The organism is Rhizobium sp. C4 (assembly GCF_021026315.1).
In the GTDB taxonomy this organism is placed as follows: Bacteria; Pseudomonadota; Alphaproteobacteria; order Rhizobiales; family Rhizobiaceae; genus Ensifer_A.
Map to the genome: position 1 here is coordinate 140758 of NZ_JAJNCX010000007.1, position 12774 is coordinate 153531.

The following is a 12774-nucleotide window of genomic DNA, read 5'->3' on the forward strand; positions in this document are numbered from 1 at the left end:
TTTACGCTCGCGTTTGCGCCTGCCTTCCTCCCGGCAAGCGAGGCGCGCGCCGACTTCCGGGTTTGCAACGGAACGCAGAACCTCGTTGGCGTCGCCATCGGCTATCGGGCCAGCGAAGGCTGGATCACCGAAGGCTGGTGGCAGGTGCCGGCAACGACCTGCGCCACGCTGATCGAAGGCGAACTCAAATCGCGCTATTATTATCTTTACGCCGAGGATGCCGCCCGTGGCGGGCGCTGGACCGGCGACGTGAAGATGTGCGTGGCGGAAAACGAGTTCAAGATCGTCGGCGTCAAGGATTGTTTCGCACGCGGCTACCAGCAGATGGGCTTCAAGGAATATGACACCGGCAAGCAGGGGAGCTGGATGGTTCAGCTCACTGATACGTCGGGAACCCAAGAAAGCCAGAGCAAATGAGACGCAACCGTAAGGTCAAGATCCTAGCCACACTCGGCCCCGCTTCTTCTGAAGAGGCCATGATCGAAAAGCTGTTCCTGGCGGGCGCGGACCTTTTCCGCATCAACATGAGCCATGCCAGCCACGACGTCATGCGCACGCTGATCGCGCGCATCCGCAGCGTCGAAAAGCGCATGGGCCGGCCGATCGGCATTCTCGCCGACATTCAGGGTCCGAAGCTGCGCGTCGGCAAGTTCGCCGATACCAAGGTGACGCTGACCCCCGGCCAGACCTTCACGCTCGACAACAATGAAGCCCCTGGCGACGAAACGCGCGTCTTCCTGCCGCATCCGGAAATTCTGGAATCGGTGAAGGTGGGCGACCGCCTGCTGATCGACGACGGCAAGCTGCATCTGCAGGCCGTCAAGTGCGACGGCAAGAGCATCGTTACCGAGGTGATTTCCGGCACGTCGATCTCCGACCGCAAGGGCGTCAGCCTGCCTGATACGCTGCTCGCCGTCGGTGTGCTGACCGAAAAGGACCGCGCCGACATCGACGCCGTGCTGGCGACCGACGATGTCGACTGGATCGCCCTGTCCTTCATCCAGCGTCCGGAAGATCTGGCTGAGGTGCGCAAGTTGGCGCGCGGCCGCGTCGGTCTCATGTCGAAGATCGAGAAGCCGCAGGCACTGGAGCGCATCGAGGAAATCATCGAGCTCTCCGACGCACTGATGGTCGCCCGTGGCGACCTTGGCGTTGAGATGCCGCTCGAATCCGTTCCGGGCATCCAGAAGCAGCTGACCCGCGCCTGCCGCAAGGCCGGCAAGCCGGTCGTCGTTGCGACCCAGATGCTGGAATCGATGATCACTGCGCCGGTTCCGACCCGCGCCGAAGTCTCGGACGTGGCGACCGCCGTGTTCGAAGGCGCCGATGCGATCATGCTGTCGGCCGAGTCGGCCTCCGGTGCCTATCCGGTCGAGGCTGTTGCGACCATGGCCTCCATCGCCCAGAAGGTAGAAGAAGACCAGTATTTCACCGGCATCATCCATGCCCAGCGTTCAGAGCCGAACCCGACGGGTGCAGATGCGATTTCGCTCGCTGCCCGCCAGATCGCCGAGACGCTGAAGCTCAACGCGATTGTCTGTTACACGGCGTCCGGCACGACCGGCCTTCGCGCTTCGCGTGAGCGTCCCGCCATGCCGATCCTCACGCTGTCGCCGATCGTCAAGACGGCGCGCCGCCTGTCGCTTGCCTGGGGCCTGCATTGCGTGGTCACGGAAGATGCGACGGACCTCGATGACATGGTCAATCGTGCCTGCCGCATCGTGGTCAGCGAAGGTTTTGGTGGCCCCGGCGACCGCATCATCATCACCGCCGGCGTCCCGCTCGGTACGCCCGGTTCGACGAACATGCTGCGCATCGCCTATATCGGTTCGGACGGCGTGTCGGGCATCTGACAAGACGCTCAACAACATTCAGAAGGCCGTGCGTTCTGCCGAACGCGCGGCCTTTTCAGTTTGCGCCGTTGCTCTTGACCTGTTCGAGGCCCAGCACTTTCAGCGCGCCGGGGTGGATGCGGATGCGGATATCGCGCGGCAGCGGCATGAGCTCGCCGTCGAGCACGCAGCGCGCGGTCGGCGTGCGGCGGGGGAAATGCAGTTCGACTTCCTGCACCAGTTCGGAATGCACGGCGATATTGTCCTTGAGCTTTCCCCGGAACAGATCGAAGGCGAGGTGAAACGCACCGCGCCAGTTCAGCCGCTTTGCCAGATAGAGGCCGAGATGGCCACCATCGAGCCGCTCGGAAATCAGCATCGGGCTCGGGCCGAAGGCGTTGTTCGAGACGGAGATCGCCGAGACCTTGAGGCTCTCTTCCTTGCCGTTGATCTTGTAGGTGACGTCGAAGCCCGGAGGGTCGAGAAGGACGCCGATGGATGAGCGGATGTTGGCGGCGATCTTGCCGAGGCGGGACTTGTAGGCGATCTTCTCGCGCAGGCGGATCATGCGTGCATGCATGCCGGCGCTGAACTGGTGGACGAAGGGATTGCCATTGGCATCGCCGATATCCGCGTCGATGACGTTCCACTTGGCCAATATGGATGGAACCGCGTTGACGTCGAGAGGGAGCCCGATGGCGCGGGCGAAAAGGTTCATCGTGCCGGCCGGTATGACGCCGAGAGGGTGGCCGGTTTTCCAGGCGATCGCCGCCGCGGATGAGACCGACCCATCGCCGCCTGCAATGATCAGCGCGTCCATCTGCGGATCGGCTGCTGCTTCCTCCAGTGCGGCGACAACCTCGCGGCCGGCAACGATGTGGCAGACGACGTCATGCCCCTTGGCGGTGAAGGCTTTTTCCAGCAGGTCCGCATAGGCCTTGAGGTCCATGGTCCTCAGGGTGCCGGCATCCTTGTTCAGAACTGCAATCGCTCGCATGTCACCTCTGCATCATCGCTCGCGGAATGCGGAGCCGACGTTGCGGAACGTCCGCAACCTCCAAACAGATAAGGCGCCCCTCCGATATCCGGAAGGGCGCCTCGCAAAATTAACGCGCCGTCGTGTCGAAGGTTCCCGGCAACCGGCCTCAGAGCTTCGGTACGGGACGGTGCGTGACTTCCAGCAGTGCCTTGTGGATGTATTCGTTGCCCGCGATGACCGAGCCGGTTTCGAGCATGTTGGTCTTGCCGTCGAAGTCGGAGACCCAGCCGCCGGCTTCCTTGATCAGCAGAATGCCGGCTGCGATGTCCCAGGCGGCAAGGCCGGTTTCCCAATAGCCGTCACAGCGGCCGGCGGCGACATAGCCGAGATCGAGCGAGGCGGCGCCAAAGCGGCGGATGCCGGAGACTTCGCCCATGACGTGACGCAGTTCGACGAGGAACTTGCCGTGGTTGCCACGGCCGAGATGCGGCACGCCGCAGGTGATGACGCTGTCGGAGAGTTCCTTGCGGGCGGCCACGCGCAGGCGACGGTCGTTGAGGAAGGCGCCGCCGCCCTTTTCGGCGGTGTAGAGTTCGTCCGTTGCCGGGTTGAAGATGACGCCGGCGACGATCTCGCCATTGCGCTCCAGAGCGATGGAGACGGCAAACTGCGGAATGCCGTGGAGGAAGTTGGTCGTGCCGTCGAGCGGATCGACGATCCAGCGATGTGCGCCGTCGGTGCCCTTGATCTCGTCGCTTTCCTCGCCGAGGAAGCCGTAGGTCGGGCGGGCCTTCAGGAGTTCGTCCTTGACGATCTTTTCGGCCTTGCGGTCGGCCTGCGAGACGTAGTCGCCCGGCCCCTTGACCGAGACCTGGAGGTTCTGCACCTCGCCGAAGTCGCGCGATAGCGACTTGCCGGCCTTGAAGGCGGCCTGGACCATGACATTGAGAAGGGCTGAACGAGCCATGAGACGAATTCCTTTGTCAAAAAACAGACGAGGCAGGCGATTGCCTGCTCCCGTCGATGCCGCGGGCGGGGTTACTCGGCGCGGCGGAGATAGGTGAGTTCGTTGGTGTCGACGAGAACGCGCTCGCCCGTCGCGATGAAGGGCGGAACGAGAATACGGACGCCGTTTTCCAGAATGGCGGGCTTGTAGGAGGATGCCGCCGTCTGGCCCTTGACGACCGGATCGGCTTCGATGATTTCGAGAACCAGTTGGTCGGGAAGGGCAATGCCGATCGGCTTTTCGCCGTAGAGCTGGACCGTGACCATCATGCCGTCCTTGAGGAAGCGGGCGCGGTCGCCGACGAATTCCTGCGGCAGTTCCAGCTGCTCGTAGCTTTCGACATCCATGAAAACGAGGGCGTCGCCCTGCTCATAGAGATACTGGAAGTCCTTCTTTTCGAGAAGAACCTGCTCGACCGTGTCAACGGTGCGGAACCGCTCGTTGAGCTTGGTGCCGTCCATCAGGTTCTTCATCTCGACCTGATTGAATGCGCCGCCCTTGCCGGGCTTGACCGTATTGCATTTCACTGCCACCCAGAGCCCGCCGTTATGCTCGATAACGCTGCCCGGGCGGATTTCGCCGCCGCTGATCTTCATTTCCTGAATGTCCATGCTGATGTGTCGCGGCCGCAGGACCGCAGTGAGGCTTCCAAGACCACAAAATGCAGAAATATTCAAGCTCAAAGCGCATGCCGAAAGAGCGGTCGGCCTGGCCGTGCCGGCCGCTCTCCGGCTCGTCGACACGGCGGCGATAGCCTTGTCGACGAAGCAGGCAAATGAAGGCGCCGCAGAATATTGCGGAGAGCGAAGCTTGAAACCGTCCCGTTCGCCCCATGACCTTGGCTGGCCATGCCACCCCACCCGAAGGCAGATACCTTCTCTCAAATCAGGACGGATTTTTCAACGTAAACAGATTTTTAACCTTAAGCGTCAGCCTTAACGCCGGCCCCGGTCAGCGCAGGCGGATGAGGCGTTGCTGCTTGTTGGCCGCTTCGATCGCCGCCTTCTGCTGCTGGTCGGTCAGGCCCTGGAAGGCATCTTCAAGATGCTTGTCTTCGCGGCCGGCGCGGCGGGAAAGCACATACCACTTGCCGGCTTCGGCAACGTCCTGCTTGGTGCCGATCCCCTGGATCAGGAGATGCGCAAGCTTGTTCTGTGCGACGACATTGCCGGCGGAGGCGGCGCGATACATCCAGGCGAAACCGGCATCCTGGTCACGCGGGAATTCGATGCCGTCGATCAGCCAGATCGCCATGTCGAGTTCGGCCGTGTCATAGCCGGCCTTGGCGGCGCGCTGCAGCCAGTCCTTGGCGCTGTCGCGCTTCTCCTTGGGCAGTCCGGGCAGGTTCAGATAGATCTGCGACAACGCATATTCGGCGTCAGCGATGCCCTTGGCGGCGGATTTTTCGTAATAGGGCAGGGCGTCGCGCAGGCCCTCTTCGCCGGGCTTCTTGGATACGAGGATCTGCGCCCAGTTGAACGCCGCCAGCGGATTGCCTGCATCGGCCGCCTTGTGCATGAGTTCGTCGGCGCGCGCCTTGTCCTGCTTGACCAGGCGGCCTTCCATCAGAATGAGCGCGTAGCGGAACATGGCCGAGGGATCGCCGCCATCGGCTGCCTTCGAATACCAGAAGAGCGCCTTCTGGATGTCCTGCTTCACACCCATGCCGCGGGCCAGAAGCTCTGCGATCAGTGTCTGTGCCGCCGGGTCGCCCAGCTGGGCGCGCGGAAGCGCCTTGTCGAGCGCGGTGATGTAATAGCCGCGCTGGAAGGCGCCATAGGCTTCGTCCACCTTGCCGGTGAAGGCCTTTTCCGGGGGGAGATCGGGCAGGCGAAGGCCCATGCGGTCGTAGAGCCCGGTTCCTGCGGAGGGCGCTTCGTCCGGCTTCGACAGCTGATCGACCGGCTTGCCGTCCGGCCCGATGACCTTGCCGTCGAGCGGCGCGTCCTTGGCGATGGCGGGGGCGCCAGTCGGCTGGGTCACGCGCGAGGTCTTGGCCGATTCGCCATCCGGCGGGCCTGCATCGTCATCGGCAATCCCGTCCTGCAGATTGACGCCCGGCAGGTCGTCGGTCGCAAACGCCGAATGCGCCACGCCGCCCATCAAGGCTGCCAGCGCCAATGCCCATGCCGTTCGACGAATAAGAAGGTTCCCACGCATGGTGACTATATCTTACTCAAACCTTGGCGCTTTTTCGTCAAGAAGCGCATTGACCTCTGCAACGACGATCGCGGCCCGTCCGGGCTCTGCAAACACGGCGGTCGAAAGCGCCGCGAATTCGGCGCCGGTCTCGGCAATCGCCAGCACCGAGGCCGGGTCCGTGCCGCCCATGACGACGCAGGGGATCGAGACCATCGAGGCCCACCACTCGCCGAGCGCGAGGTTCTTCGGGTGTGGCTCCGGCTTGATGTCGCCGCCGATCTTGCCGAAGAAGACGTAGTCGGGATCGAGTTCGCCGACTTCAAGCGCCTGATGGCGGTCGCCGACGCGGCCGGCACCGACGATCAGCTTCGGCCTGAATTTTTCGATGGCGTCGGTGAGTTCCGCCAGCGGCCCATCGATGTGCATGCCGTCCGCCTTGGCGCGGCCGGCGATACGGCTGTCGCCGACGATGAGCGCGGCAGCGCCCGCGGCCTGAATGACCGGCACGAGAGCCTCGGCATGGCGCTGGAAATCGTCATCCGAACGTCCGTAACCCGGAATGATGACCGTGGCGACGTCACCGCCCTTGAGCGCGTCGGCGACGATGCTTGCGCGCTCGCCGGCATCTTCGATGTCGGGGGCGATGAGAACAAGGCGGCAGCGGTATCTGATAGTCGACATGGTGTGGCGGAATCCTTTGGGCGTATGGCCCCGATGGGCATCGGCTTGTTTCGTTGCCAGGCGAAGGGCCCTTGAGCCCGGTCTCGCAACGAAGTCCGTGATGATCTCATATACAAGCTTCGCCGCGGTCGCAAAGGTCTCGTTGCGTCTCGCGCCTGTTCAAGGTTATACTGCATGTGCTCACGAACTGAGCAAGCAGATTGAGAAAGATGCAAGTCTCTCAAAACGCGTCACTTTATTCGTTTGCACTGCACAAAATCTCTTGCCCGGCGGCAAGGTTTATTTTAGGGTCCGTGCATGTCGAAGCCCGATGCATTTTCAGCAATTGCCGATCCGAACAGGCGCTACCTTCTTGAAGAGCTGCGCCGTACCCCGCGTACCGTCAACGAGCTCGCGGAAGGCCTTCCCATCAGCCGGCCGGCCGTATCCCAGCATCTGAAGGCGCTGCTCGACAGCGATCTTGTCAAGGTGACGGCTAAGGGAACGAAGCGGATCTATTCGATCAACGCGCAAGGCTTCAACAAGCTCAATCTTTGGCTGGATCAGTTCTGGGCCTGACGCCCGGCGAGCTGCGGCACTGTCGCGCCAGATTTCCCAAAAAATAAAGCCACCGGAACCGCTACTCCGCAAGGGGTATGCCGAATTCCGGTGGCGTATCTCTGTTTCAGCAAAGGCCGGTCTCACTGCATGAAACTCGTGCCGGGCTTTGTTGTTACTCTATTCGCCAGACAGGCGGGGCGTGAATGCAGGTGTCAATGAACGGATGAGCGAATGCGCTCGATCTCATCCTTAATGCGCAACTTGCGCCGCTTGAGTTCCTTGATCTTGGTCGTATCAGATGAAGGCTGGTTCATCGCCGAGTGGAGTTCCTCCTCAAGATCTCCGTGTCTCTTCGTAAGCGTTGCAAGATGAGCCTCAATATTCATGCGGCACGTCCTTCCTTCCCTAGTGGCCCGCACCCTGTATCGCCTCAGGGTACCCCAAGCCGTAACACCCGAAAGTGTGTCACAGAATTGTAATCTTGTCGAAGGCGAAATCATGGCTAGGGATAACTTCCCGTAAACGCTTTTTTTGTGATAGGAGCCGCGTGCGCAATTTTTGTGTATGATGTTAAGGCGCTACAGAACGGGGAATGGGGATGGCAGACCAGGATCAGGCGGAATTGCGGATGTCGGCCGCGAAGCTCAGGCAGGAGCATGAAGACTACGACGCCGCGATCAATGCCATGATCACCGTCGGCTGTGACGCGCTTCGCATCCAGCGGATGAAAAAGAAGAAACTGGCGATCAAGGACAAGCTGACCAAGGTCGAAGACCAGATCATCCCGGACATCATCGCCTGAGATGGAGCACGACATGACCTATGCCGGCCCGCCGCCTGTCGCCATCATCATGGGAAGCCAGTCTGACTGGGAGACCATGAAAAATGCCGCCGACACGCTGGACATGCTTGGAATTCCATATGAATCGCGGATCATTTCGGCACACCGCACGCCCGACCGCCTCGTGTCCTTCGCCAAGGGCGCGCGCGAAGAGGGCTTCAAGGTGATCATTGCCGGTGCCGGCGGTGCTGCGCATCTGCCGGGCATGGCAGCCGCGATGACGCCGCTTCCGGTCTTCGGCGTTCCCGTCCAGTCGAAGGCGCTGTCGGGTCAGGACAGTCTTCTGTCCATCGTTCAGATGCCTGCCGGCATTCCCGTCGGCACGCTTGCCATCGGTCGAGCGGGTGCGGTCAACGCAGCCCTTCTGGCCGCCGCGGTGCTGGCCCTGTCGGATGAGGACATCGCGCTGAAGCTCGATGACTATCGCGCGCGGCAGACCGCATCGGTCGCCGACTACCCTGTGGATAATAGTTGAAGCCTATGAAGACGATCGGCATCATCGGGGGCGGCCAGCTTGGACGCATGCTGGCCATGGCCGCCGCCCGCCTGAATTTCAAGACTGTCATTCTGGAGCCGCAGGCCGATTGTCCGGCAGCCCAGGTGGCCAACCGGCAGATCGTCGGGGCCTATGACAATCCGCATGCGCTGGCGCAGCTCGCGGATGCCTGCGATCTCGTGACCTACGAATTCGAGAACGTGCCCGTCGACGCCGCCGAGACGCTGGCGGCGAGCCGCCCTGTGTTTCCGCCGCCGCGGGCGCTTGCAGTGTCGCAGGACCGGCTGACGGAAAAGGAATTCCTCGCCTCCTGCGGTATCCCGACCGCGCAGTTCCGCCGTGTCGACAGCCAGGACGATCTCGTCGCCGCACTTGCCGCCTTTGGCGGGGAGGGCGTGCTGAAAACCCGGCGCATGGGCTATGACGGCAAGGGCCAGCGGGTGTTCCGTAAGGGCGACGATCCGGAAGGGGCCTATGAGTCGCTCGGAGGCGTGCCGCTGATTCTCGAAAGCTTCGTTGCCTTCGAGCGGGAAATCTCGGTGATTGCGGCGCGCGGGGCCGATGGAAGCTTCGCGGCTTACGATCCTGCGGAGAATGTCCACAAGAATGGCATTCTCCACACGTCCACGCTGCCTGCCTCTGTTTCGTCCTCGACGGCTGCGGCCGCGACCCGTGCTGCGAAGGCTGTTCTCGACCATCTCGGCTATGTCGGCGTGATCGGCGTCGAGTTCTTCGTCGGCTCCGATGGTTCGCTGATTGCCAATGAAATGGCGCCGCGCGTGCACAATTCCGGCCACTGGACCGAGGCTGCCTGCATTGTTTCGCAGTTCGAGCAGCATATCCGGGCCGTTGCCGGCCTGCCGCTTGGCGATCCCGCCCGGCATTCGGATTGTGTGATGCAGAACCTGATCGGTGATGATATCGAGACGGTCGAAGACTGGCTGAAGACGAAGGACGCACTCGTGCATCTTTACGGCAAGGCGGAAGCGCGCCCGGGCCGGAAGATGGGGCATGTCACCGTTTTGAAACGTTGAAAATGCAGTGTTACAGGTTGTTGACCGTTGACATGGCGGTTTGGGAACTGTATCACGCCGCCAACCTGAAGAGCGCGCCCGTCGGCGCGCTTTTGATTGTATAGATTGTGATGAAGAAACGGCAGCGTTTCTTCCAACCACGCGGATCAGAAAAATGAAGATCAAGAATTCGCTCAAGTCGCTGAAGGCTCGCCACCGCGAAAACCGTCTGGTTCGTCGCAAGGGCCGCATTTACATCATCAACAAGCTGAACCCGCGCTACAAGGCTCGTCAGGGCTGATTGCGCGCCGCGCGCCTTCGCAGACATTTGGTCTCGGGCGTGATGCAGCATAATTTTGTTGATCTTCGACCATGGCGGAGTACGATCTCCGCCATGCGTTTTATTGCGACCCTGATCCTGCCCGTGCTGATTCTGTCCGCCGCCGCTGCGCCGCCAGCGTCCGTGCCAGTTGTGCAGGAGCCGCCTCCGCTTGAGGCCGTCTCGCCTTCCCAGAAGCTCGACAAGCTGTTTGCCCAGTTGAAGCGTCTTCGTGACCCTTCGGCCGCTCAAGGGGTCGTCGCCGAAATCTGGGGTGTCTGGAATATTTCCGGTAGCGCCACCGTCGATCTCATGCTCCGTTCCGCCGATGCTGCGGCCGGAAAGCAGGAATATGCGGCGGCGCTCGACTATCTGGACGAGGCGATTGCGCTGAAGCCCGACTATGCCGAAAGCTGGAACAAGCGGGCGACCCTGCATTTCAAGACCGGCAATTACGAGCGCTCCATGGCCGATATCGCCCAGGTTCTGGCGCGCGAGCCCCGGCATTTCGGCGCGCTGTCTGGCATGGCCGCGATTCTCGAAGACGCCGGGCGGGATGCGGCAGCACTTGCGATCTGGGAGCGGGTCATCGACCTCTATCCCGCCAATCGCGATGCACAGGGGCATGTGCGCACGCTTTCCGAAAAGCTGGATGGAAACAAGACCTGATGCCGATCCGGCCGGCCTGTTTTCCCGTAAGGTCTTTCGTGCTCCATCCTGATATTTGAAATGTTCCCGATATGCTGAAAGCCCTTCTGGCGCTCCTGGTGCTTGTTCCACTCGTTGCTCTTGCCGGCGGTTTTGTCTTCACCGAGTGGAAGACATCGCAATTCGAGACCGTCTATCCGAACATGGGAACGCGGACCGATGTCGGCGGCTATTTTCTGAACAGCGTCGACGTGCCGCCGGGCCCCAATGCCGACCTGCCGCCGATCGTCTTCATTCATGGTGCCAGCGGCAATCTTCGCGACCAGTATTTTGCTTTCGAAAAGCCGCTCGAAGGCCGCGGACGGTTGATCTTCGTCGATCGGCCCGGCTATGGCTATTCCGATCGCGGCGGGCCGGAAAACGATACGCCCGCCGGGCAGGCGGATGCGATCGCCCGGCTCCTGGAGAAGAAGGGCATCGACCGCGCGATCATAGTCGGGCACTCGCTGGGTGGGGCAATCGCCGCCAGTTTCGGCGTGCGCCACCCGGACAAGACAATCGGCCTGCTTTTTCTCTCGGCAGCAACCCATTCGTGGAACGGCGGCGTCGACTGGTACTACGATCTGGCGGCAACGCCGGTGATCGGAACGGTCTTCCGCTACTCGTTGCTGCTGTCTGTCGGCCTCGGCCGGATCGAGAGTGGCAGCCAGGCGGTGTTTGCGCCCAACCCGATGCCGCCGCGTTACGTGGCCGAGACGATGCCGGGCATGATTCTGAGGCCCGGCGCGTTCTATGCCAACGCCGTGGATGTCTCGGGCCTCAACAGCTTCGTGAAGACCATGGAGCAGCACTACAGGGAGATTGCGGCGCCCACGGTGATCATCACCGGCGACAGCGACGACATCGTCGCGGAGGAGATCCACTCCGTCGGGCTGAAGCGCGACATCGCGAATTCTGAGCTGCTGTGGCTCAAGGGCGTGGGCCACAAGACCGATTATGTCGCCAATGGCCTGGCGGTGGCGGCCATCGAGCGCCTGGCCGGCAAGCCGCGCGATCTGCAGGCCATGGCCTCGGAATTTCATGCGCCGCAGAGCCAGCAGGCAGCCTCGGCAAAATAGGCCGGCTCGGACGTCAACCAAGCTGTGCAAGGCACGGGGGCGCAAACGCTTTTGCGCTTCATTTCAACGCATTCTTCCACTAACCTCGCCTCAAATTGTCGGAGGTGGATAGTCTATGTCGGATCTGGATGTGGCGGTGGAACGGGAGCGGGTCGTCCAGAACGAGTGCTACGTCCAGAAGCTGTCGAGTCCCATGGCCTATTTCTGGCCGATGGCGATCTTCATTATCCTCGCCGCCTTCGTTGCCGCCATTCTCTACCGACAGGCCCATGCCGCCTTCATCTCGAATCCGGGCCTGAACAGCCTGATTCTCGGCGTGCTTCTCATCGGTATCATCCTGAATTTCAGCCATGTGCTGAAGCTCCGCCCCGAGGTCCGCTGGTTCAATGCCTTCCGCGCCGCCGGGAGCATCGAAAAGGCCGGACGCGCGCCGATCCTGCTTGCGCCTATGCGCATGCTGCTCGCGGGCAATCGCAACATGGCGATTTCGGCCGTGGCGCTGCGTTCCATCCTCGATTCGATCGCAAGCCGCCTTGATGAGTCGCGCGACACGACGCGCTACCTCACCGGGCTTCTCGTCTTCCTCGGCCTGCTCGGCACGTTCTGGGGGCTTCTCGGGACGATCGGCTCGATCAGTTCCGTCATCCAGTCGCTCAGCGTCGGCACGGGCGATACGGCCGATGTGTTGAGCGCGTTGAAGGAAGGCCTGTCGGCGCCGCTTTCGGGCATGTCGACCGCCTTCTCGTCCTCGCTCTTTGGTCTCTCGGGCTCGCTGGTTCTGGGCTTCCTCGACCTGCAGGCCGGCCGCGCGCAGAACCGGTTCTACAACGAGCTCGAAGAATGGCTCTCGTCGGTGACGGATGTTTCGAGCGACATGGGCGTTCAGACCGCCGGCCCGGCGTCGCCGCTGATGCCGCTGCAGGCGCAGGACGAAATCCGGCTCGTCACCCAGCAGCTTTCGCGGCTCGCCAGCGAAAGCGCTTCCAACCAGCGCGCGACGACTGCCATGGCCAATCTGGCCGAGGGCATTCAGGGGCTGGTGAAGAACATGCGCACGGAGCAGCAGATGCTGCGCGACTGGATCGAGGCCCATCAATCCGAATCGCGCGATCTTCGCGTGGCGCTCGAGCGTCTCGTGAAGGCGCTGGAGGAGAAATAG

The 12774-nt window shown here is 62.0% G+C and carries 15 protein-coding genes and 1 pseudogene; 10 read left to right on the top strand and 6 right to left on the bottom strand.

Going from position 1 to position 12774, the window contains the following annotated elements; all coding sequences use genetic code 11:
* Positions 1–33: 33 nt before the first annotated feature.
* Positions 34–417, top strand: a pseudogene (locus tag LQK84_RS14080) (DUF1036 domain-containing protein); the annotation flags it as partial.
* Positions 414–1853 (top strand): pyruvate kinase, encoded by a 1440-nt coding sequence (gene pyk / locus LQK84_RS14085; protein ID WP_230829362.1) that lies wholly within the window; start codon positions 414–416, stop codon positions 1851–1853. The pseudogene LQK84_RS14080 and the gene pyk, both read left to right, overlap by 4 nt.
* Positions 1854–1908: 55 nt before the next feature.
* On the opposite strand, the gene LQK84_RS14090 is transcribed toward pyk, so the two are convergent.
* The 5 genes from LQK84_RS14090 to LQK84_RS14110 all read right to left on the bottom strand — a co-directional run bounded on the left by LQK84_RS14090 (position 1909) and on the right by LQK84_RS14110 (position 6640).
* On the bottom strand, positions 1909–2829 hold the full coding sequence (locus tag LQK84_RS14090) for a diacylglycerol/lipid kinase family protein (RefSeq protein ID WP_230829363.1): 921 nt from the start codon (positions 2827–2829) through the stop codon (positions 1909–1911).
* Positions 2830–2977: 148 nt separating this feature from the next.
* Complete coding sequence (locus LQK84_RS14095) at positions 2978–3778, bottom strand: inositol monophosphatase family protein (RefSeq protein ID WP_230829364.1); 801 nt, start codon at positions 3776–3778, stop codon at positions 2978–2980.
* Positions 3779–3849: 71 nt separating this feature from the next.
* The gene (gene efp / locus LQK84_RS14100) at positions 3850–4413 is read right to left on the bottom strand and encodes an elongation factor P (protein ID WP_230829479.1); all 564 of its coding nucleotides are present in this window, start codon (positions 4411–4413) and stop codon (positions 3850–3852) included.
* 355 nt (positions 4414–4768) lie between these two features.
* Complete coding sequence (locus LQK84_RS14105) at positions 4769–5977, bottom strand: tetratricopeptide repeat protein (protein ID WP_230829365.1); 1209 nt, start codon at positions 5975–5977, stop codon at positions 4769–4771.
* Positions 5978–5989: 12 nt separating this feature from the next.
* Positions 5990–6640, bottom strand: a complete 651-nt coding sequence (locus LQK84_RS14110) for a thiamine phosphate synthase (protein WP_230829366.1) — start codon at positions 6638–6640, stop codon at positions 5990–5992.
* A gap of 297 nt (positions 6641–6937) precedes the next feature.
* Between LQK84_RS14110 and LQK84_RS14115 the strand changes: the two genes are divergently transcribed.
* Positions 6938–7198 carry an ArsR/SmtB family transcription factor gene (locus tag LQK84_RS14115; protein WP_109856776.1) on the top strand — a complete coding sequence of 87 codons (261 nt, stop codon included), beginning with the start codon at positions 6938–6940 and terminating at the stop codon, positions 7196–7198.
* A 194-nt stretch (positions 7199–7392) separates the two neighbouring features.
* On the opposite strand, the gene LQK84_RS14120 is transcribed toward LQK84_RS14115, so the two are convergent.
* Positions 7393–7566, bottom strand: coding sequence for a YdcH family protein (locus tag LQK84_RS14120; RefSeq protein WP_230829367.1), 174 nt, complete (start codon positions 7564–7566; stop codon positions 7393–7395).
* Between the two features lie 212 nt (positions 7567–7778).
* Between LQK84_RS14120 and LQK84_RS14125 the strand changes: the two genes are divergently transcribed.
* The 7 genes from LQK84_RS14125 (at position 7779) to LQK84_RS14155 (ending at position 12774) form a co-directional block, all read left to right on the top strand.
* Positions 7779–7982: a YdcH family protein gene (locus tag LQK84_RS14125; RefSeq protein WP_109856778.1), complete on the top strand. Its 204-nt coding sequence runs from the start codon at positions 7779–7781 to the stop codon at positions 7980–7982.
* A 13-nt stretch (positions 7983–7995) separates the two neighbouring features.
* Positions 7996–8496: a 5-(carboxyamino)imidazole ribonucleotide mutase gene (gene purE, locus LQK84_RS14130; RefSeq protein WP_112627175.1), complete on the top strand. Its 501-nt coding sequence runs from the start codon at positions 7996–7998 to the stop codon at positions 8494–8496.
* A gap of 5 nt (positions 8497–8501) precedes the next feature.
* Positions 8502–9551, top strand: a complete 1050-nt coding sequence (locus tag LQK84_RS14135; protein WP_230829480.1) for a 5-(carboxyamino)imidazole ribonucleotide synthase — start codon at positions 8502–8504, stop codon at positions 9549–9551.
* 154 nt (positions 9552–9705) lie between these two features.
* Positions 9706–9831, top strand: a complete 126-nt coding sequence (gene ykgO, locus LQK84_RS14140) for a type B 50S ribosomal protein L36 (RefSeq protein WP_109856780.1) — start codon at positions 9706–9708, stop codon at positions 9829–9831.
* A gap of 84 nt (positions 9832–9915) precedes the next feature.
* On the top strand, positions 9916–10518 hold the full coding sequence (locus LQK84_RS14145; protein WP_230829481.1) for a tetratricopeptide repeat protein: 603 nt from the start codon (positions 9916–9918) through the stop codon (positions 10516–10518).
* Between the two features lie 71 nt (positions 10519–10589).
* Complete coding sequence (locus LQK84_RS14150; protein WP_230829369.1) at positions 10590–11615, top strand: alpha/beta fold hydrolase; 1026 nt, start codon at positions 10590–10592, stop codon at positions 11613–11615.
* 115 nt (positions 11616–11730) lie between these two features.
* Positions 11731–12774, top strand: coding sequence for a flagellar motor protein MotA (locus tag LQK84_RS14155; protein ID WP_230829370.1), 1044 nt, complete (start codon positions 11731–11733; stop codon positions 12772–12774).

Bases quoted from the DNA above. Each gene is read 5' to 3' on its own strand.
- LQK84_RS14150 (WP_230829369.1), top strand. From the start codon at position 10,590: ATGCTGAAAGCCCTTCTGGCGCTCCTGGTGCTTGTTCCACTCGTTGCT.
- LQK84_RS14135 (WP_230829480.1), top strand. From the start codon at position 8,502: ATGAAGACGATCGGCATCATCGGGGGCGGCCAGCTTGGACGCATGCTG.
- pyk (WP_230829362.1), top strand. From the start codon at position 414: ATGAGACGCAACCGTAAGGTCAAGATCCTAGCCACACTCGGCCCCGCT.
- LQK84_RS14090 (WP_230829363.1), bottom strand. From the start codon at position 2,829: ATGCGAGCGATTGCAGTTCTGAACAAGGATGCCGGCACCCTGAGGACC.
- LQK84_RS14110 (WP_230829366.1), bottom strand. From the start codon at position 6,640: ATGTCGACTATCAGATACCGCTGCCGCCTTGTTCTCATCGCCCCCGAC.
- LQK84_RS14125 (WP_109856778.1), top strand. From the start codon at position 7,779: ATGGCAGACCAGGATCAGGCGGAATTGCGGATGTCGGCCGCGAAGCTC.
- LQK84_RS14155 (WP_230829370.1), top strand. From the start codon at position 11,731: ATGTCGGATCTGGATGTGGCGGTGGAACGGGAGCGGGTCGTCCAGAAC.
- LQK84_RS14095 (WP_230829364.1), bottom strand. From the start codon at position 3,778: ATGGCTCGTTCAGCCCTTCTCAATGTCATGGTCCAGGCCGCCTTCAAG.
- purE (WP_112627175.1), top strand. From the start codon at position 7,996: ATGACCTATGCCGGCCCGCCGCCTGTCGCCATCATCATGGGAAGCCAG.
- ykgO (WP_109856780.1), top strand. From the start codon at position 9,706: ATGAAGATCAAGAATTCGCTCAAGTCGCTGAAGGCTCGCCACCGCGAA.
- LQK84_RS14105 (WP_230829365.1), bottom strand. From the start codon at position 5,977: ATGCGTGGGAACCTTCTTATTCGTCGAACGGCATGGGCATTGGCGCTG.
- efp (WP_230829479.1), bottom strand. From the start codon at position 4,413: ATGAAGATCAGCGGCGGCGAAATCCGCCCGGGCAGCGTTATCGAGCAT.
- LQK84_RS14120 (WP_230829367.1), bottom strand. From the start codon at position 7,566: ATGAATATTGAGGCTCATCTTGCAACGCTTACGAAGAGACACGGAGAT.
- LQK84_RS14115 (WP_109856776.1), top strand. From the start codon at position 6,938: ATGTCGAAGCCCGATGCATTTTCAGCAATTGCCGATCCGAACAGGCGC.